This window comes from Halorubrum vacuolatum (assembly GCF_900188065.1).
GTDB classification, from domain to species: Archaea; Halobacteriota; Halobacteria; order Halobacteriales; family Haloferacaceae; genus Halorubrum; species Halorubrum vacuolatum.
In genome coordinates, this window is record NZ_FZNQ01000025.1 from 13,922 (window position 1) to 32,883 (window position 18,962).

14 protein-coding genes are annotated in these 18,962 nt (G+C 64.4%); 10 read left to right on the plus strand and 4 right to left on the minus strand.

The genetic code is table 11. From position 1 onward, the window contains the following. Positions 1-15 precede the first annotated feature (15 nt). The 3 genes from CHB65_RS14925 (at position 16) to ppk2 (ending at position 5,013) form a co-directional block, all read left to right on the plus strand. Complete coding sequence (locus CHB65_RS14925) at positions 16-1,491, plus strand: monovalent cation/H+ antiporter subunit D family protein (protein ID WP_089385828.1); 1,476 nt, start codon at positions 16-18, stop codon at positions 1,489-1,491. Between the two features lie 322 nt (positions 1,492-1,813). Then, the gene (gene ppk1, locus CHB65_RS14930; protein WP_089385839.1) at positions 1,814-4,048 is read left to right on the plus strand and encodes a polyphosphate kinase 1; all 2,235 of its coding nucleotides are present in this window, start codon (positions 1,814-1,816) and stop codon (positions 4,046-4,048) included. Positions 4,049-4,128: 80 nt separating this feature from the next. Next, the gene (ppk2, locus tag CHB65_RS14935) at positions 4,129-5,013 is read left to right on the plus strand and encodes a polyphosphate kinase 2 (protein ID WP_089385829.1); all 885 of its coding nucleotides are present in this window, start codon (positions 4,129-4,131) and stop codon (positions 5,011-5,013) included. A gap of 94 nt (positions 5,014-5,107) precedes the next feature. Here ppk2 and CHB65_RS14940 read toward each other — a convergent pair whose 3' ends face one another. Continuing rightward, positions 5,108-6,439, minus strand: a complete 1,332-nt coding sequence (locus CHB65_RS14940; RefSeq protein WP_089385830.1) for a YncE family protein — start codon at positions 6,437-6,439, stop codon at positions 5,108-5,110. A 293-nt stretch (positions 6,440-6,732) separates the two neighbouring features. Then, on the minus strand, positions 6,733-7,914 hold the full coding sequence (gene coaBC / locus CHB65_RS14945) for a bifunctional phosphopantothenoylcysteine decarboxylase/phosphopantothenate--cysteine ligase CoaBC (RefSeq protein ID WP_089385831.1): 1,182 nt from the start codon (positions 7,912-7,914) through the stop codon (positions 6,733-6,735). A gap of 140 nt (positions 7,915-8,054) precedes the next feature. On the opposite strand from coaBC, the gene CHB65_RS17535 reads away from it, so the two are divergent. Then, positions 8,055-8,708, plus strand: a complete 654-nt coding sequence (locus CHB65_RS17535) for a hypothetical protein (RefSeq protein WP_179213680.1) — start codon at positions 8,055-8,057, stop codon at positions 8,706-8,708. 75 nt (positions 8,709-8,783) lie between these two features. Then, complete coding sequence (locus tag CHB65_RS14955) at positions 8,784-9,809, plus strand: glutathione S-transferase family protein (protein ID WP_089385832.1); 1,026 nt, start codon at positions 8,784-8,786, stop codon at positions 9,807-9,809. A 33-nt stretch (positions 9,810-9,842) separates the two neighbouring features. Here CHB65_RS14955 and CHB65_RS14960 read toward each other — a convergent pair whose 3' ends face one another. Beyond that, complete coding sequence (locus CHB65_RS14960) at positions 9,843-12,443, minus strand: response regulator (RefSeq protein WP_089385833.1); 2,601 nt, start codon at positions 12,441-12,443, stop codon at positions 9,843-9,845. Positions 12,444-12,640: 197 nt separating this feature from the next. Between CHB65_RS14960 and CHB65_RS14965 the strand changes: the two genes are divergently transcribed. Beyond that, a complete protein-coding gene (locus CHB65_RS14965; RefSeq protein ID WP_089385834.1) occupies positions 12,641-13,756 on the plus strand; it encodes an aminotransferase class V-fold PLP-dependent enzyme in 1,116 nt (371 codons plus the stop codon). A 91-nt stretch (positions 13,757-13,847) separates the two neighbouring features. Beyond that, positions 13,848-14,408 carry a class I SAM-dependent methyltransferase gene (locus tag CHB65_RS14970; RefSeq protein ID WP_089385835.1) on the plus strand — a complete coding sequence of 187 codons (561 nt, stop codon included), beginning with the start codon at positions 13,848-13,850 and terminating at the stop codon, positions 14,406-14,408. 73 nt (positions 14,409-14,481) lie between these two features. On the opposite strand, the gene CHB65_RS14975 is transcribed toward CHB65_RS14970, so the two are convergent. After that, entirely contained in the window at positions 14,482-16,029 is a 1,548-nt protein-coding gene (locus tag CHB65_RS14975) for a hypothetical protein (protein ID WP_089385836.1), read from the minus strand. Between the two features lie 34 nt (positions 16,030-16,063). On the opposite strand from CHB65_RS14975, the gene CHB65_RS14980 reads away from it, so the two are divergent. The 3 genes from CHB65_RS14980 (at position 16,064) to CHB65_RS14990 (ending at position 18,448) form a co-directional block, all read left to right on the plus strand. Continuing rightward, entirely contained in the window at positions 16,064-16,978 is a 915-nt protein-coding gene (locus tag CHB65_RS14980; protein ID WP_394335420.1) for a hypothetical protein, read from the plus strand. Positions 16,979-17,057: 79 nt separating this feature from the next. Beyond that, on the plus strand, positions 17,058-17,804 hold the full coding sequence (locus CHB65_RS14985) for an MBL fold metallo-hydrolase (protein WP_089385837.1): 747 nt from the start codon (positions 17,058-17,060) through the stop codon (positions 17,802-17,804). Positions 17,805-17,860: 56 nt separating this feature from the next. Beyond that, a complete protein-coding gene (locus tag CHB65_RS14990; protein WP_089385838.1) occupies positions 17,861-18,448 on the plus strand; it encodes a GNAT family N-acetyltransferase in 588 nt (195 codons plus the stop codon). Positions 18,449-18,962 lie beyond the last annotated feature (514 nt).

Below are 18,962 nucleotides of genomic sequence, written 5' to 3' on the forward strand. Positions count from 1 at the left end.
GGGGGTGACCCGCCCATGAGCGAGTTCGAGTGGCTCGTCGGCGCGGTCGTCCTCTTCCCGCTTTTGACATCGGTCCTGCCGGTGGCGGCCAGCCTGAAGTGGAAACAAGCGGGGTGGACGCTGGCGACGATCATCACGGCGTCGACGCTGGCGCTCGCTGTCGCCGTCGCACGGATCGTTCACGAACACGGAACGATCGAATATGTCATCGCCGGCATCGGCGAGCGCTCGTTCGGGATCGAGTTCTATGTCGACGAGTTCTCGATGCTCGTCGTGCTGCTCACGCTGCTCATCAGCCTCGGCGTCCTCGTGTACACCCGCGTCGGCGGCCCGCGTGGGAACTTCTTTTATGCGGGCTTCCTGCTGCTCGTCGGCGGGATGCTCGGGGTCGTCTTTACCGGCGACGTGTTCAACCTCTACGTCTTCTTGGAGATCATGGCGATCTCCTCGTACGCGCTCGTCTCCTCCTCGAAATATCGCTGGTCGACGTACGCGGCGTTTAAATACCTCCTCGTCGGCACGGTCGGGGCGTCCTTTTATTTACTCGGCGTCGCGCTCATCTTCGCGGCGACGGGGACGCTCAACATGCAGGATCTGGCGATCCAGATCGGCGAGGCCGGCTACACCGATCCGGTCGTCATCACCGCCTTCGCGCTGATGGCCGTGGGGCTCGCCGTGAAGATCGCGTTGTTCCCGGTCCACACCTGGCTGGCGGACGCCCACGCCTCCGCGCCGGACGGGATCAGCGCGGTGATCTCCTCGCTCATGCCCGCGGTCGCGGTGTACGCGTTCGCCCGCATCCTGTTTACCGCGTTCACGCCGGAGTTCCTTGAGGCGAACCCCGTCATCGCGGAGATCCTGCTCGTCGGCGCGCTCGCAAGTCTGTTCGCCGCCAGCCTGTTCGCGCTGTTACAGGAGCATATCAAACTCGTGTTGGCGTACTCGACGGTCTCACAGTTCGGGCTGATCTTCATCGGCATCGCCGTCGCCAACGAGACGGCGCTGTTCGGCTCGATGTTACAGATCTTCGGCCACGGTGTCGTGAAGGCCTCGCTGTTCATCCTGGCGGGCATGTTCGCGCTCCGGTTCGGCGGGATCCGAACCGTCGACGAGTATGCCGGGCTCGCAAAGCGCGCCCCGGTGATGGCGGGGATGTTCGCCGTCCTCGGGATCTCGATGATCGGCCTCCCGCCGACCGTCGGCTTCGTCGGCAAGTGGTACATCGCGCTCGGCGCGTTCGAGGCTGGTCACGTACTCGTCGCTGGATTGGTACTCTTTTCGACTCTGCTCTCTGCGGGCTACATTCTGCCGTTCATCAACCGGATCTACTTCCATCCGTTCGCGGGCGAGGACGTGGACCCGGCGGCGATCACGAAGGGGATGCTCATCGCCGTCGGCATCGGGGCGGCCCTCGGGCTCACGCTCGGGTTCTTCTCGGCGGAGATTCAGGGGCTGATCGAGAGCGCCGTGACTGACCTGCTGCAGGGCTGACCGCGACTTCCCCAATGGGGGTGGCAACGTCCTCAAGGGTGCCGTTTTCGGCCCCACCGGCCGCTGGGACTCTTACTCCCACCGCGCGGGGGTTTTTTTCTGCCCCGGCACTGGGTCCCTCACTGTCGCCGAACGCCAGAACTCCCAGTTCCGCTAGATTCGTTCCACAGGGACGTGTCTGTTTGGATCGATCCCATTAAATGGTAATTGTGCACAGATGTTAACTATCATCGGTTCTTATTTTTCGCATCGGACAGTCGACTGGCGGATCGGTGTCGATCCCGCAGCCGAACACCCAGTCGCCCGTGACCGACGGAGCGCTATGACTGACACACGAGACGATAACCATACGACCGGATCGGGGGGCTCCGGGACGAACGAGCCGTCACAGCCCGACGAACCGGATGCTACAAATGACACGACTCCGACCGCCGAAGCCGACGATGAGCATGCCGCATCCACGGCGGAGGTCGAGACACGACCGACCGACCGGTCCACCGAGGGCCCCGATCTGTCGAGCCCCGAGTATTACTTGAATCGGGAACTCAGCGAGCTCGAGTTCCATCGACGGGTTCTACATGAATCCCAAGACGACCGCAACCCGCTTTTAGAGCGGGTCCGGTTTCTGGCCATTGTTACGGGAAACATCGACGAGTTCGTTCGCAAACGGATCGGCGGGCTCAAACAACAGATCGAAGCGGGGGTGACAGACCGCTCGCCGGACGGCCGGACGCCGACCGAACAATGGGTCGAAGCTCTCGCGACAACACGGGAGTTACTCCGGGAGCAAACCGCGTGTTATCACGAGGAGATTCGTCCGGCACTCGCCGCGGAAGGTATCCGTCTCGTCGAGTACGACGAACTCGGTACCGAGGAGCGCAGTCACCTTCGCGAGTATTTCAAAACATCGGTGATGCCGATGCTTACGCCGCTGACGTTCGACCCGAGTCACCCGTTTCCGTTCATCTCGAACCAGAGTCTCTCGCTTGCGGTGCTGACGCGCGCCGATGGACGGCGCGAACCCAAGTTCTCCCGGGTGAAGATCCCAGCGACACGCCCGCGGTTAATACCGGTCGAGGAAGGGAGCCGGTACATGCTTCTCGAACGCCTCGTCGCTGCCAACCTTGATCTCCTGTTTCCGGGCGTCGAGGTAGTCGATCACGCCGCCTTCCGGGTGACTCGAAACGCCGAGGTCGGGCGGAGCGAGGAGGTTGCCGAGGACCTCATCGAGACGATAGAGGACGTGCTCCGTGAACGGGAGTTCGCCATGGCGGTCCGGCTGGAGGTCGAATCCGGGATGCCCGAGATCGCCCGGAAGATCCTGGTCGAACAGCTCGATCTCGACACGCGAGAGGTGTTCGAACTCGACGGGCCGCTGGATTTCAGTGATTTCTCGACGCTCGTCGATCTCGATCGGCGCTCGCTCAAACCGGATCCGTGGACACCCCAGCCACATCCACGGTTCGAATCGCTTGAGACGACCGCGACCGACGCCATGTTTGCCGAAATTCGACGGCAGGATATCCTCCTTCATCACCCATATCACAGCTTTACCGATACGGTCCAGCGGTTTCTTGACGCGGCGGCGATTGACCCGGCAGTCCACGCGCTCAAGATCACGATTTATCGAACGGCGACCGACTCAAAGGTGATTGACAGCCTCATCCAGGCCGCGAGGAACGGCAAACAGGTCGTGGTGATGGTCGAATTAAAAGCCCGCTTCGACGAACGGAACAACATCGAGTGGGCCGAGAAACTCGAAGATGAGGGGATCCACGTTACGTACGGCACGCTCGATCTCAAGACCCACACGAAGACCGCGCTTGTCGTCCGCGAGGAGGCGACCGGAATGTCGCTGTATTCACATATCGGCACGGGAAATTATCACTCAGAAACGGCGAAAGGGTACACCGACTTGGGCTTGCTCACCGCCGACTCCGCCATCGGTCGGGACCTCCTGCATGTGTTCAACTCCTTTACCGGCCACTCGGATGAAAGCGCCTACGAGAAACTGCTCATCGCTCCTGATAACCTACGCGACGACATCATCGCGTTGATCCGCCAGGAGGCAACGAACGCCAGCGAGGGCGGTACGGGTCGAATCATCGCGAAGATGAACAGACTCGAGGATCCGGCGATCATCGAGGAACTGTACCGGGCTTCGCGTGCCGGCGTGGAGATCGACCTCCTCATCAGGGATATCTGTCGGCTTCGGCCCGGAATCGAGGGAGTAAGCGAGAACATCCGCGTCTCAAGTATCGTCGGTCAGTTCCTCGAACACTCACGCATCTTCCGGTTTCGAAACGGCGGCGACTGGCAGTGCTTTATCGGCTCGGCCGACTGGATGACGCGCAATCTCGACAGCCGGGTGGAGGTTGTCGCGCCGATCGAGGACCCGTCGATCTGTAATTACCTCCGCGAGATCACCGAGGTGGGGTTGGCCGACAACCGGCGGCGCTGGAAGATGCGGGCCGACGGCAGCTACGTCCAGTGTCGTCCCGGTGACGAACCGATCCGGAGCCTCCAGCAGACGTTCATGAACCGTGTTGTCGAGTAACACACTTATGATGACGGAGGTCTACGATCCGACATGACGCGAGCGAGAACCGAATGCGGTCATGAGGGACTCCGGGGCAGATGACAGAACATCCGGTATTGCCGGCCGACGAGTCCGTACTGTCGACCGTTGATGCGGACGAGTTGTACAAAGACAGCGGTAAGATCAGGAACAAGTACTACGAGCGGGAACTGGAACGGTTACAAGAGGAACTCGTTCGGCTCCAGATGTGGGTCAAAGAACAGGGCCTCAGGGTCGTCGTCTGTTTCGATGGGCGCGACGCGGCCGGTAAGGGAGGAACGATCCATCGGATCACCCGGCGGACGAGCTCACGCGTCGTGAAAGTCGTAGCGCTTGGCACACCGACCGAACGCGAGCAAAGCCAGTGGTACTTTCAACGGTACGTCGAACACCTTCCGGCGGCCGGCGAGATGGTGTTGTTTGACCGCAGTTGGTACAACCGCGCCGGCGTCGAACGGGTAATGGGATTTTGTACCGACGAGGAGTATGATGAGTTTATTCGGTCGGTCCCCGAGTTCGAACGAATGTTGATGCGCTCGGGGATCATCCTGATCAAATACTGGTTCTCGATCAGCGATGACGAACAGGAAAGCCGGTTTCAAAAGCGCAGCAACGACCCGAAGCGTCGCTGGAAGCTCAGTGAACTCGACCTCGAAGCTCGAAAGCGATGGGTAGAGTACTCACGGGCGAAAGACGAGATGTTCAAACACACGGATACGGAGGACTCGCCGTGGTACGTCATCGATGCAGATATCAAAAAGCACGCGAGGCTCAACTGCATCAGCCATCTCCTCTCGCAGATCGAGTACGAGGACATCATGCCCGAACCGACGGAGCTTCCACCACGACAGGAGGACCCCAGCTACGACCGCCCACCGATCGACGGTCAGAACTGGGTCCCGGCGTTATATGGGTCGAATCCAACCGGCGTCGACCGGTTCTGAGCGTGGAGCATCGGCGTTTCGAAGAACCGGATTATCTCGGTATGGCCTTCAACACGATCGGATGTCGTCGGCGACCGTTCCATCGGGATACCGTTCAGTACGGCGGGGAGGTCGCTGCGTCGAACTCCGCAAGCGGGCGAACGCCGATGCCGTGGAAGTCGCTGTCCTCGTCGTCCGGATCCGGCTCGACGACCTCGACGATGTCGCGTGTCTCGACGTCGAGGACGCCGAAGCCGGACGTCACGCCGGTCGCCGCGTGTGGGTCGCCGGAGACCGGGTTCTGCCCGCGGAGCGTGACGAACATGAACTCGCCGTCCGGCGAGCCCCAGAGGATGTCCGGCGCGTCGCTCTCGTCGGGGTCATCGGCCTGATCGGGGCCGAACGCCTCGATCTCCTCGATCACCTCGTCGGTCTCGGGGTCGACGACCACGCCGTCGTTGGTCTCGCGGTTCAACACCCACAGCTCCTCGGCGTCGCTCGTGAACCAGAAGCCGTGTGCGTCGATCCCCTCGGTGGACTCGCTCTCGACGATGACCTCGACCTCGTCGCCGGAGGTGTCGAGCACGTAGTAGTCGCCGACGCCCTCCTCGCCCTCGATCGGCTCGCCGTCGTCGTCCGTCGGCGTCGGCAGCCCGGCGGTGAGGTAGAACTTGTCCTCGGTCGGATGCGGCATCGTGCCGCAGTTCGTGGGGAGTTCGTCGCCGTCGAACGCCTGAGCGATCTCGAACTCGTCGTGGTCGACGATAACGAGGCCGGCCTCGCCGTAGCCCGGTCCGAGCGTGTGGATCGACCGTCCCTGATGGTCGTAGGAGTGGCAGATCGGCGCGCCCTCCTCCTCGGTGAGCCCGTCGACGTCCTCGTCGATGTCGAGTGCCTCGTCGATCTCGAACGCCTCCTCGTCGAGGTCGACGTCGACCCGGACGATCCGGCTCTCGCCGATCACGTCCACGATGAGCGCGCCGTCATCCGGAGTGAACCCGGCGAAGTGTGATCCGGGGCCGGTTTCGAGGTTCGCGACGAGTTCACGGTCCTCGGTTCGATAGACGAGCGTTCTGGCGCCAGCCGTGCAGGCGATGGCGGCGTACTCGTAATCCGAGGAGTACGCGACCATATGCGGGACTTCGCCGTCCGCCGCTCCGGTATCGATCTCGTCGACGAGGTCGAACTCGGCGTCGGGGTTCCCCGCGGGCTCGTAGATGTAGATCGTGTTGGTTCCCTGATCGGCCGCCCAGATCTCGTAGGTGGCCTCGGCCGGCTCCTCTTCGGGCTCGTCATCCGTGTCGTCCGTGTCGTCCGTTTCCTCCGGCGGTTCGGCGTCGTCGGCTTCGGGTTCGTCGTCAGGCTCCTCACCGAGACATCCCGCGAGACCGATCGCACCGACGGCCCCACCCGTGTGGATGAACCGACGTCGAGTTGTCCGCTTCATGCTGTCCTTCCCTCACGACCGGACGAACATAAATGGTGTCCTTTAACCCACGAATTTCGGCGTTTTAACCGGTAATTTCGCCGTTTTCTCCGACGAAGCGATCGTCATAGACAGCGGATGATGTTGCCACCTCGTTTCGGATAAATTTGTTCTGAGTTTATGAGTGTCGGGGGAGTCGAGACCGCAACCCGTGAACTCCTGAGGTGGGATCATCGGAAGGACGGCATATACCAGCAACAAGATCCGCTATTCGCGACAGCATATCGAATCGATCCGACGGCATCGGTCACGGGTCATCCGCCGCTCGATACCAGTTCCGTCGAGAGCCGCGCGGCGATCGCCCGGGCGAGCGCCGTCTTGTCTCCGGCGACGACGGTGCAGTCGTCGACCCGTTCGTCCGCGGGACCGATGAGGAGCGCCCGGGTTTCGTCCGCACCCATGACGCTCGCGTCGTTGGCGACGACGAACGTCAGTCCCACCCGATCGATGAGCGGCGTCGCCGCCGCGAACAGCGCCTCGTCGTCGCCGGCGGTCTCCGCTTTGAACGCGACGATCGGGAGGTCGGGGTGTGCCTCCCGAACGGCGTCGATGAGCTTCGGTGTCGGTTCGAGATCGAGCGAAAGCGGCGATCCCGATCGGATCTTCTCGGCGACGGCGTCGGCCGTAAAGTCCGAGATCGCGGCCGCGGAGATGAGTGCGTCCGCGTCCCGGGCGGCCTCCCGGCAGGCGGCCATCATCTCGTCCGCGGTCTCCACCCTGAGCACGTCAGCATAGTCAACGTCGGGACCGTCGTGAACGAGCGTCACATCCGCCCCGTGAACGTACAGCGCCCGGGCGACCGCCCGTCCGGTTTTGCCGGACGCGCGGTTCGTCAGGATCCGAATGGGGTCGATCCGCTCTTTGGTCGCGCCCGCGGTGACCACGATGTGTGTTCCGGCGAGGCTATCCGGCGTCGTTGCCCGCGCAAGCTCGGTGATGATCGCCTCCTCCCTGGCGATCTTCGCTTTCCCCTCCTCGATCCGCGGCTCGGCGAACGTTACGTCCCAGCTCTCCAGCGTATCGAGCGCGGCGAGGACCCCCGGATGGTCGTACATCGGCTCGTGCATCGCGGGAGCCATGACGACGGGAATCCCCGCACCCAGCGCCGTCGTCGCACAGGTCGTCACCGGGGTATCGTCCACCGCGGCGGCGATCTTTCCGGCGGTGTTCGCCGTCGCCGGCGCTAAAAGCAGTACGTCCGCCCAGCCGTCATAGCCACAGAGCTCCACGTGTTCGACCGCGCCCGTTATTTCGGTGATTACCGGTTCGGTCGTCGCGAAGTCGACGGCCCACGGATGGATGATGTTCGTCGCCGCCGGCGACAACACGGCACGGACCTTCGCGCCGTGACGCTGCAGCTCGTGGGCCAATTCGACCACCTTCACGGCCGCGATGCTGCCCGAGACCCCGAGCGCGACGTTGACGCCCTCCAACATTACCTGACGGGTTGCGCCCCGAAGGTATATATCGTGGCATCGTGGCGTGGCAGGGTCGGTGGTCCCGATGCGCACGACGGGTCAGTCGTTCGAAGAGCGCACCAGAACCCGTAATACGTGTATATGCCTTCTCCCATCATATGGAGGGGAAACTGCCAAGCGGACCGATCGGCTATGGGGCGCTCGCATTGCTTGGCCTCTCCGTTGCGATCCATCTCACCGTCGGCGTGAGCGAGCTGTTGGGCGTGATCACGGGTCACGGTGCGTTCGCGTACGCGCTGATGCTGCTCGTCGCCGCCGCGCTCCCCATCGTGCTCATGGGCGCGATGGTAGCCGGAGTGCTGCAGCCGAACGCGACCTATGCGACCCTTTCCGGCGTCTTCGCGTTCTATCTCTTCGCCTACGTCGATATCCATGCGCTCGGGACGATCGAGTCGGTGACGGGCGCCGACCTCCACTCGCACGACCACGGCGATCACGGCCACGACGACGGCAGTCATGGCGACGGTCACGATGATCACGGCCACGACGACGGCAGTCATGGCGACGGTCACGATGATCACGGCCACGATGACGGCAATCATGGCGACCATCACGATGACCACGCGCACGACGATCACGGACACGATCATGACGACAGCCACGCGCACGACGATCACGGACACAGCCACGAGGGCTCCACGGTGGACGTCGTCGCGGAGCACCTCATCGCGGACCCGCTTGCGCTGATCTCGAAGGTCGCGGAGGGAACCGCAGTGGTGCTGTTTGCGCTCCTCGCGCTTCGTGAGGACTGAGCGCGAGGAACGACCCAAGCCGGTGACACGAGGATCCCTACCCCGATTATGCGTCTACGGTCCATTGAACGTAGTATGAATCAGCTCGTCGACGGCGAATGGCGAACGGACACGTACGAGGCGACCGACGGGGATGGGGCCTTCCAGCGCGGGGAGACGACCTTCCGAAACTGGATCGTCGGCAGCGACGTTCACGACCACGTCGATGCCGAGCCCGACGAGCGGTTTACCCCTGAGGCAGGTCGCTACCACCTCTACGTCTCGTACGCCTGTCCATGGGCGCACCGGACGCTGCTCGCACGGTCGATCCTCGGGCTGGAGGACGTCATCGACGTCTCCGTCGTCGATCCGTGGCGGGGCGAGGATGGTTGGCAGTTCAGCCCCGACAAGCCCGGCTGTACCCCCGACAAGCTCCACGGAAGCGACTATCTCCGGAAGCTGTACGTCGAAGCCGACCCCGACGCGACCTGCCGAGTGACCGTTCCCGTACTGTGGGACACCGAGGAGGCGACGATCGTGAACAACGAGTCCCGCGAGATCCTTCGAATGTTGACGACGGCGTTCGCCGACCTCGGAAACGAGGTTCGGCTCCTCCCTGACGATCCCGCCGATGTTGTCCGCGTCGACGAAATCATCTCCGAGATCTACGAACCGATCAACAACGGCGTCTACCGGGCGGGCTTTGCAACGTCACAGTCGGCGTACGATTCGGCGATCGATGAGCTCTTCGAGGCGCTCGACAGGTGGGATGCACACCTCGGCGAAAACCGCTACCTCGCAGGGGAGACGTTCACCGAGGCCGATATCTGTCTCTTCACGACCCTCGTCCGGTTCGATCAGGTCTATCACACCCACTTTATGTGTAACCGCCGGTTCATTCACCAATACGAGCACCTCTGGCCGTATCTCCGTGACATCTACACGACGCCGGGCGTCGCCGAGACGGTGAACATGGCCCACATCAAGGAACACTACTACACGACCCATCCGGACGTGACCCCGACCGGGATCATCGCCCGCGGGCCTGATCTGGACTTCGAGGAGCCACACGACCGCGCTCGGCTCGTGGGATCGCCGCCGATGCCGGAGACGACGGGGTGAATCGGGAGCGAGGACACCTTACGAACGGACCGCTCACACCTCCGGATCGGCCTCCGTTTCCGGGCGTTTGGCGCCGGTGATCTCGAAGCGTGCGCCGCCGGATTCGGCCGCCGTGACGGCGACGGTCCAGCCGTGTGCGTCCGCGATGCCTTTGACGATCGACAGCCCGAACCCCGTCCCGGACTCGGATGACGTGTAGCCGCTTTTAAACACGTTCTCGCGCTCCTCGGGCGGGATCCCGGGGCCGTCGTCTTCGACGTAGAACCCGTCCGGAAGGTCGCCGACGGTCACCGTCGACCCGCCGTGCTCGACGGCGTTCCGAAGGAGGTTTTCGAGGAGCTGTGTGAGCCGACCGGGGTCCGCGGAGACCGTTCCGGTCGCGTTGATCTCGACCCCCATCCCCTCCTGTTCGAGATCGGGTTTAAATCGTTCGGCGAGCGTATCGAGTGAAACCGGCTCGTACTCGCCGACGCGTTTCCCCTGCTTAGCGAGCGTGAGGAGGTCGTCAATCAGTCGCGTCATATCCGATACCGCCCGCTCACAGCGATCGAAGTACGCCGGATCGCCGGTTTCCCGTGCCAACTCGAGGTAGCCCGAAAGGACGTTTATCGGGTTTCGGAGGTCGTGTGAGACGATGGAGGTGAACTCCTCCAGTCGCTCGTTTTCTCGTTCGAGCCGACGGGCGTACGCCCGCTGGGTGGAGATGTCACGGCTGCTCGCGAGGAACTGATCCTCGCCACGGGACCCGATCCGACGCACGTGAACCTCCACCGGAAACGTCGTCCCATCGCTGCGACGATACGTCGTCTCAATACGGAGCGTCTCATCGACGTCGGTCGTCTCCCACATCTCCAGTGCCGACTCGGGATCGAGTTCCGTATCTACCTCCCAGACGCGCATCCCGACCAGCTCCTCGGGAGGATACCCGAGCGCCGTGCAGATCGATCGATTGACGTCGACGATGCGCCCGTCCGCATCGTGGATGTTTATCATGTCCGGCGACCGCTCGAAGAGTGCCTCGAGACGCTCAGTGGTTTCTCTGAGCCGCTCCTCGCGCCGTTTCAGTGGCGTAATGTTCCGATAGATCCCCAAGACGCCGTCGAAGCGTCCGTCGATGACGAGCCGGACGAGGTCGTAATCGACGATCGACTCCGCTCCGTCGGGTAGTTCGACATCGGTCGTCCCCGAGCATCGTTCGCGTTCGCCCTCGACCAGCGCGGCGAACGGGTCGTCCGGGTGGCACCCTCGGAGCCGTTCGATGAACGGGCTCGCTTCCCCCACGAGCGCGTCGACCGACTCCCCGTAGACCGACGCGAGGTGTTCGTTGACGAGCACGAAGCGACCATCCTCGTCGTAGATCGCGGCTGATTCGGGCATCTCATCGACGACCCGCTTGTACCGCTCAAGGGTACGTTCCCGCGCTTTCTCCTCGGTGACGTCGATATGGATCCCGACCGCTCGACGGGGCTTCCCGTCGGGCCCACGTTCGACGACACGCCCACGATCACGGATCCACCTCCACGTACCGTTCTTCGTTCGCATCCGGTGATCGACGTGATACTGCTCGGTCTCCCCCGCGAAGTGTGCCTCCAGCGCCTCCCAGACCGCGTCAGCGTCGTCGGGATGAACGCGATCCTCCCACGTTGAGAGGTCCGGATCGAGTTCATCCAGTTCGTATCCGAGCATCTCGGCCCATCGTTCATCGAAGGTCACCTCGTCCGTCTCGACGTTCCAGTCCCAGACGCCGATCTCCGCCCCTTCGAGGGCGAGTTCAAGCCGTTCGGAGAGGTCCCGAACCGCCTGTTCGCGACGGCGACGTTCGGAGATATCACGGAAATAAACGGACAGCCCGGCGTCCGAGGGATACGCATAGACCTCAAAATCGGTGTCCAGCGGCGGATAGTAATACTCGAGGGTAGTCGGCTCCCCCGTCCGCATCGTCTCCCGATAGGCCGCTTCGAGCTCCGAACCGACCGCTTCGGGGAACGTCTCCCAGATCGACCGCCCGAGCAGTTCGGTGCGGTCACGTCGCAGCGTCCGCTCGGCCTCCCCGTTGAGAAACGTAAACCGCCACGCATCGTCGACGCTGAAGAAGGCGTCCGTCATGCGGTCGAGATGGTCATACAGTCGCTTTTCAGCCCGTGATCGGGAGACGAGCGTCTCGATGCGGTTCGCGAGGATGGTGTACTGGTCGGTTCCGCCCTCCTTCCGGAGGTAATCGCTCACCCCGGCCGAGATCGCCTCGCTTGCGACCTCCTCGGAACCACGGCCGGTAAAGAGGACGACCGGGAGATCACCGTGTCGCTCGCGGATGAGGCGGAGAAACTCGATGCCGTCTCGGCCGGGCATGTCGTAATCGGTGACCACGCAGTCGACCGATTCCCGTTCGAGCACCTCGAGACCCTCCTCGACGCTCGTCGCCGCCAGCGTCTCGATCCGCTCGTTCGACCGTCGGAGAAACGTCCCGGTCAACTCGACGATGTCTGGTTCGTCATCGACGTGGAGGACGACGATATCGTCGTCGAGGGGCGGATGAACCGCTGGATCCTCCAACAGGGACCCGTCCGTATCGTCATCGGCGTTCGGGGACGGATCATCGGACGTATCGTCGCCGGTGTCAGTCCCACCCGTCATCTGTCCGTACGGACGGATGTGCGGATGTTAATGGTTGTCCCTTGGTTCGCGACGGCCGACATGTGTCGCGCCCGGGCCGATATCTCGTCTCCCGTTCGAACAGACACCCTCCCATCGGATACGTCCCGATGGCTCCAGACCCGCGCATCGGCTGCCGAGGCCGGGAGGCTTATACCGGATCCACGGGGGGATCGAACATGGATCCCCTCGATCTCCGCGCGGACGTTCCGGCGTTCGCGGGGGCGACCTACCTGAATTTCGGCGCGCACGGGCCGAGCCCTCGCCGTGTCGTCGAGGCCGCGAACGGGATGCTCACGGACCACGAATACGGCTCCGGCCGATCGAACCCCTACACGGTCGCGTTCGAGTTCTACGACGAGGTAAGAGCGCGGATCGCGGCGTTCATCGGCGCGGAAGCCTCCGAGGAGGTCGCACTCACCGAGAGCACGACCGACGGTATCGCCCGGATCGCGACCGCCATCGACTGGGAACCGGGCGATGTCGTCGTCCGGACCGACCTCGAACACCCGGCGGGGGTCCTTCCGTGGAAACGGCTTGAGCGCGACGGCGTCGAGGTACGCGTCCTCGAGACGACCGACGGGCGGATCGACCGTGAGGCCTATCAGGAGGCGATCGCCGACGCCCGCCTCGTCTGTTTCAGCGCGCTGACGTGGACACACGGAACCGTCCTGCCGGTCCGCGATCTCGTCGAGATCGCGACCGACGCCGGCGCGTTCACGCTCGTCGACGCCGTGCAGATCCCCGGCCACCTCCCGATGGACGTGACCGAGTGGGGCGCGGACGCCGTCGCGGCCGCCGGCCACAAATGGCCACTCGGTCCGTGGGGCTCCGGGTTTTTATATGTCGATCGCGAGGTGGCCGCCGAACTCGCGCCACCCGCTGTCGGCTACCGCGGGGTGACCGATCCGACGGACGGCGAGATCGAGTACGAACCGGGCGCGAAGCGCTTCGAGGTGGGGACAACGTCGCCGGCGCCACACGCCGGGCTCCGTGCGGCACTTGATGCGGTCGAGGCGGTCGGGATCGGCACGATCGAATCGCGGATCGAACGACTCACGCAGCGGTTTAAAAGCCAGATCGACGCCGATCGGCTCATGAGCCCCGAGGAGTTCGAATCCGGGCTCGTCACGGTCGCCTGTGAGGACCCGACGGCGACGGTTGAACGCCTCGCCGAGGCGGACATCGTGATCCGGTCGCTGCCATATCCGGAGGCCGTGCGCGTTTCGATCCACGCGGTCTCGACGGAGGCCGAGGTCGACGCCGCGGCGAGTGCGCTGATGAGCGAGCCCTGAGGCGGGTACAGCCAGTAGGCGAGCGACCACGAAAGGGACCGAATCCGTCCGACATCCGGACGTTTTTCGCGTCCGGCGGCGTTATCCCGCTATGGGCTTTCACACGTTCGATCCGGAACGAGCCGACAGACTGGAGGATCCGGAGCGATACCGGTTTTGCTCGCGAGAGGAGCTGCTCGGTTCGCTGGGACCGGAGGCGGGAGAGACGGTCGCGGACCTCGGCAGCGGGACGGGATTTTTCACCGACGAGGTCGCCCCATACGTCGAGACCCTCTATGCCGTTGACCTTCAGGCGGAGATGCACGACATCTATCGCGAGAAGGGCGTCCCGGAGTCGGTCGAGTTCGTGACGAGCGACATCGCGGATCTGCCGTTCGCGGACGACGAACTCGACGCCGCGTTCTCGACGATGACCTACCACGAGTTCGCGACGCCGGAATCGCTCGCGGAGGTCGAACGGGTCATCAGGCCGGGCGGCACCTTCGTCGTCATCGACTGGTCGGCCGACGGCGAGGGCGAATCGGGCCCGCCCCGTGAGGAGCGATACGGGATCGACGACGCGGTCACGGGATTCGAGGACGCCGGAATCGGGGTCGTTCGGGCGGAGGACCGCCCGGAGACGTTCCTCGTGGTCGGCCGTCCGGGACGGTAGGACGGCGTTCTGTGGAACCGCTCACCGTCCAAGGAACGCATCGTCTCTCACCGTCCGAAGGATCCCTCATCGCTCACCACTCGGAGAACCCCCCATCGATCAGGGTCCGTTCCTGAAGCTCGATGTACTCCCGCTGCATGTCGTGAACGGCGTCGGCGAACGGCTCGCCGTCCGCCAGTCGTGTCCGGACGCGATCCCGCTTCCAGCTCGCCGGAGTCACCCTGTTTTCAACCCGCCAGCGGAGCGGCGCGAGCCAGGACTCGGCCTCCGTCTCCGTGCAGCCAGCAGCAACGAGTCCGGCGGCGGCGTGGTCGAACAGATCGTCGTATAACCGCTCGGTGTCGCGCGTTCGCCCGCCGTCGACGGTGATCCATTCGAGGTCGGCATCGATTCCATCGGCGACGGCGTCGTAGAAGTTCTCACGGGCGACTTCCCACGGCTGGTCGATCGCGGGATGATCATAACGCGGAAGCGCCTCCATCAGGCCGGCGAACGCCGCCTGAAAGGCGACGGAGTCGCGAACGGTCGGCTGGGAGGCGATCGGCCGAAACTCGATGCGGCTGTGTGCGCTCGACCGGCTGGCACCCTCGAACACCGGCCGGACCCACCGCCAGTAGGTTCCGTGTTTGCTCCGAAACGCGGCGAAGGCGTCGTCGAACCGCCCCTGACCGCCGAGATCGGGAACCGGAACCAACGTCTCGTCGTCGGCGATACGCTCGACGGCCTCCGCGACGCTGTGGATATCGCGGGGGAATCTGACCTTTTCCTCCGCGGTCCGTTCGTTGAGGACGGATTCGAAGACGTGGATCCGGTTGCCGTGAGCGCCGTCCGCGAGGACGCGCTCGCCGGTCCATTCGGCATCATACAGCGCCGGCGGGAAGAACGGGGAGTTAACCCCGAGTGCCAGCAGCGGACCCGCGATCCGAAGCGCGTAGCGGAAACACGACGGAAGCGCGGACGCCCGCGCGGTCTGATAGTGTGGCTGGATGGAGGTGATAAGGCTCTCCGGCATCACCGTGTCGGCCGGCAGTGAGACGCCGGGTGCCGCCAGCCGGATCCGTTTTGATCCGTCGGTCTCCATGTTCGCCATCGCGTGATAGCGGGCGACATCGCTCATGTTCACGGCGATGGTGATCCCGTCAACCTCGACGCTGTCGGTGAGATATTCGTGCGCCGTCTCGCCGGCCGGCGGGACCGTCCAGATCCCGTCCGAGACGAGTCGCATCCCCTCAACGCCGGTACAGTCGTTCGCGGCCGCGAGCCGCGCACGGATCTCCGAGAGCTGCGCCCGGAGCCCGTGATTCGAGAGCGGCTGGGGGCTCGTCGACATCTCCGCGTTGTGCAGCCCGAGCTCCTTTTCGAACCCGACGAGCTCCAACAACCGGCGTGGGACGCGCATCAGGGCGTACTCGCCGGCACGCGACTCCTCGCTCCAGCGCCCATCTGCGACCGCATAGAACTCGTATTCGAAACCCACCATGGATTGGTGGTTGTCGAACGTCCCGCTCCGGAGTTCATCGATGAGGAACTCCGCCTCCTCTTTGGCCCGCGAGGTGAACGCATCGAGGTCGACATCGAGGACATCGTGTACGTCGTCGCCGGGTCCGGCCTCGGTCGTCATGGGGCGACTGATGACGCCCCGACATAAAAGGTCAGTGACGAACCGGGACGCCGAGAGACACGAACGCGCCGGTCGGGTCCCGACCGAGACGGCCGCAAACCGCTTCCGGATCGGGATCCTAGGGTCGACGATGAGTGATCCGCTCGGGGACGCGGCGCGCAGCCGGCTGACGGCGGCCGCGATACACACGCTGGAACGTGAGGGATACGACGTTCACCGTCCCGAATCGAGCGCGGAGCCGCCAGCGATCGCGACTCGCGGCGCCGAGTCGGTGAGCGTCGAGCCGCTCGCCAGCGACGACATCGATCCCACGACGGTGGCCTCCAGACTCGGACATGCGGCGAGTCGTGACCGGCGCGCGCTCTTCGTCGTCGGATCGGCCGCGACCGAGCGGCGGCTTCGTGAACTCCTGTCCGCACCCGTGCTGGTCGTCGACGAGCGGGATGGCCGCCGACGGTTCCATTCGGGCCCGGATCGGATCCCGGTTCAGGGCGGCGGCTACGCCTGCGTGCACGTCGAGGGGCCGTTCACACCCGAGATACGCTGGCGGGAGACGGACACCCCGATCGGCCCGGTCCCCGCCGCTCCCGGTATCGACCCGACCGCCATGGACGGGACGGCGCGGCCGACGGTACCGCGGCTTCTCTGTGAGGTAGACGGCGAGGTCGTCGCCGTCCTTGCCGGCGTCGAGAGCCTGCGGATGCCCCCCGCCTCCGCGTTTCCATTCAGCTATGCGAGGAACGCATCCGATAAGCGGTTCCGGGTTCGGCGCGGCCACGACGGGCGCGTCATCGACGACTTCGCGGGGTTCGCGGCGATGCGCGAGGCCGGTTACGTGCCCCTTCCGATGCCGCTCGTTCCCGAACACGTCCTCGGTGAACTCGTCGAGCCCTTAGCCGACGGTCCGGAGGGCCACTGGGAGCTGGTTCGAATCGTTGAGGACGGATGAGACCGGTGGACCCCGAGCCAGCCGACTACGATGACATCGGAAGGGCACCCTCAAGTCCCTGCGCCCGCACCCCGACGACATGACCGTTCGATACGATGGCTTCAGGATCGACTGGCTCGGCTATGCGACCGCACGGATCGAAACCGCCGGCGGGTTCACCACGTACACCGATCCCGGACGGTACGGCGTGCTCTCCGACTACTGGGCCCGCGACGGCGACCTCGTCCTCGTCACCCACGGTCACCACTACGATCCGGCGGGGATCCGATCGGTCGCCGAGGACGGAGCGACGGTCGTGATCCACGAGGCCGTCGACGCGGCCGTCATCGATCGCGAGGTCGAGTCGGTGTCGTCGCTCGCGGAGGACTTCGACGTCGTTCGTGTCGACGACGAGGCCCGTGTGAACCTCGGAGCACGCGTCGAATCGGCGCCGGAGGACGCGACCGTCTGGTCCGTCGCCGCCTACAACCGACCGGACGGTCCGTGTGCCGAGCCGGACGGAACGGTCCCGCATCCGGCGGGATCCGGCTGTGGCTACCTGCTCTCCGTCGATGGACGGCGCGTCTTCTGGCCGGGCGATGGGGACGCATTGGCCGGCTACGCGGAGCTCGAAGTCGACGTCCTCTTGGGAAACATCGGCGGCGGGGGGATCGTCTCGGATCGCCACGAAACCGCCGCGTTGGTCGGTAAGATGCGTCCCGAACTCGTCGTCCCGATCCACTACGACACGTTCCCCGCACTGGAGGCGGACGCTCGGGCGTTCGCCGCCGACGTCGCAAGCCGATCGGTCGCCGTCGCGCTCGATGAAGGCGACCGGTCCGACTAGCCGGTCGTCGCCGAACGCGGGGAACCGTTTTCCGGGTGGCCATCCTACGGGCCAGTATGTACGTCCGCGACGCCAAGAACCGGGATGAGGCGTGGTTGCTGGACGAGATCGAATCGATGGGGCTCGATGACGCCGCCTTCCGCTCACGCGATTACGTCATCGCGGTCGACGAGGAGTCGGGCGACCGAGCCGGGTTCGGTCGACTACGGATCCACAAGACCGACGACGGCGAGCGCATCGAACTGACCGGCATCGGCGTCGTCCCCGACTGGCGGGGCCACGGCGTCGGAGCGCATGTCGTTGAGCGGCTCGTCGACACCGCCGCAGCCGACGGGTTCGAGACCGTCTATGTATTGACCGACGAACCGGCGTACCTCACGCAGTTCGGCTTCGAACGCGTCGAGGCTGACGCGTTGCCCGCGGTCATTCGGGACCGCCTCGCCGAAAAGCGACGCCGGATCGACGAGGACGTGGTCCCACTCGGGATCGATCCCGACCGCTTCGAGATGCCCGGTCGGCTCCGCGAGGCGTTTAAAAACGCTGCCGCGGGCGACGACGAGGCGGCCGACGAGCCGACCGAGACCGCCGAGGACTTCGGGATCGACCCGGAGTCGGCGACGTATAAATACGACACCGGTCGCTGAACGCTGGACCGGGACGCGAATAGTTGGAAGCCGACGTGTCGGGACGCGAAATGGTAGGCATCGAGGTGTCGGGACGCGAAATGGTAGGCATCGAGGTGTCGGGACGCGAAATTGTAGGCATCGAGGTGTCGGGACGCGAGCGGTCTCTCACCGCCGCGTCGATACAATATACAGGCCGATGACGAGTCCCCGGCGAGGAGCGCGCCGAAGGTCTGAGCGGGAACGACGAGCGTCGCCAGCAGCATCGAACCGAAGACGGCAAGGCCCCACACCGCCGGACGGTCGGCCCCACGGCGTCGCGCATCGCGGGCGACGATCCCCGCGATAACGGCGTACGCGACGAGCGCGAGGATCGACAGCAACGCCACGGATCCGCCCTGTAAGAGGATCATCTCCCCGTCGGTAGCGCCGTCCGAGAGTTGACATCCTCCCCGCCCTAAAGGGCGAGGATTCCCGAGCGTTGGGATATTAAGATTCGCAACCCACCTGTTCTCTCGGGTGGAACAACCCGGAG

Bases quoted from the DNA above. Each gene is read 5' to 3' on its own strand.
- CHB65_RS14925 (WP_089385828.1), top strand. From the start codon at position 16: ATGAGCGAGTTCGAGTGGCTCGTCGGCGCGGTCGTCCTCTTCCCGCTT.
- ppk1 (WP_089385839.1), top strand. From the start codon at position 1,814: ATGACTGACACACGAGACGATAACCATACGACCGGATCGGGGGGCTCC.
- ppk2 (WP_089385829.1), top strand. From the start codon at position 4,129: ATGACAGAACATCCGGTATTGCCGGCCGACGAGTCCGTACTGTCGACC.
- CHB65_RS14940 (WP_089385830.1), bottom strand. From the start codon at position 6,439: ATGAAGCGGACAACTCGACGTCGGTTCATCCACACGGGTGGGGCCGTC.
- coaBC (WP_089385831.1), bottom strand. From the start codon at position 7,914: ATGTTGGAGGGCGTCAACGTCGCGCTCGGGGTCTCGGGCAGCATCGCG.
- CHB65_RS17535 (WP_179213680.1), top strand. From the start codon at position 8,055: ATGGAGGGGAAACTGCCAAGCGGACCGATCGGCTATGGGGCGCTCGCA.
- CHB65_RS14955 (WP_089385832.1), top strand. From the start codon at position 8,784: ATGAATCAGCTCGTCGACGGCGAATGGCGAACGGACACGTACGAGGCG.
- CHB65_RS14960 (WP_089385833.1), bottom strand. From the start codon at position 12,443: ATGACGGGTGGGACTGACACCGGCGACGATACGTCCGATGATCCGTCC.
- CHB65_RS14965 (WP_089385834.1), top strand. From the start codon at position 12,641: ATGGATCCCCTCGATCTCCGCGCGGACGTTCCGGCGTTCGCGGGGGCG.
- CHB65_RS14970 (WP_089385835.1), top strand. From the start codon at position 13,848: ATGGGCTTTCACACGTTCGATCCGGAACGAGCCGACAGACTGGAGGAT.
- CHB65_RS14975 (WP_089385836.1), bottom strand. From the start codon at position 16,029: ATGACGACCGAGGCCGGACCCGGCGACGACGTACACGATGTCCTCGAT.
- CHB65_RS14985 (WP_089385837.1), top strand. From the start codon at position 17,058: ATGACCGTTCGATACGATGGCTTCAGGATCGACTGGCTCGGCTATGCG.
- CHB65_RS14990 (WP_089385838.1), top strand. From the start codon at position 17,861: ATGTACGTCCGCGACGCCAAGAACCGGGATGAGGCGTGGTTGCTGGAC.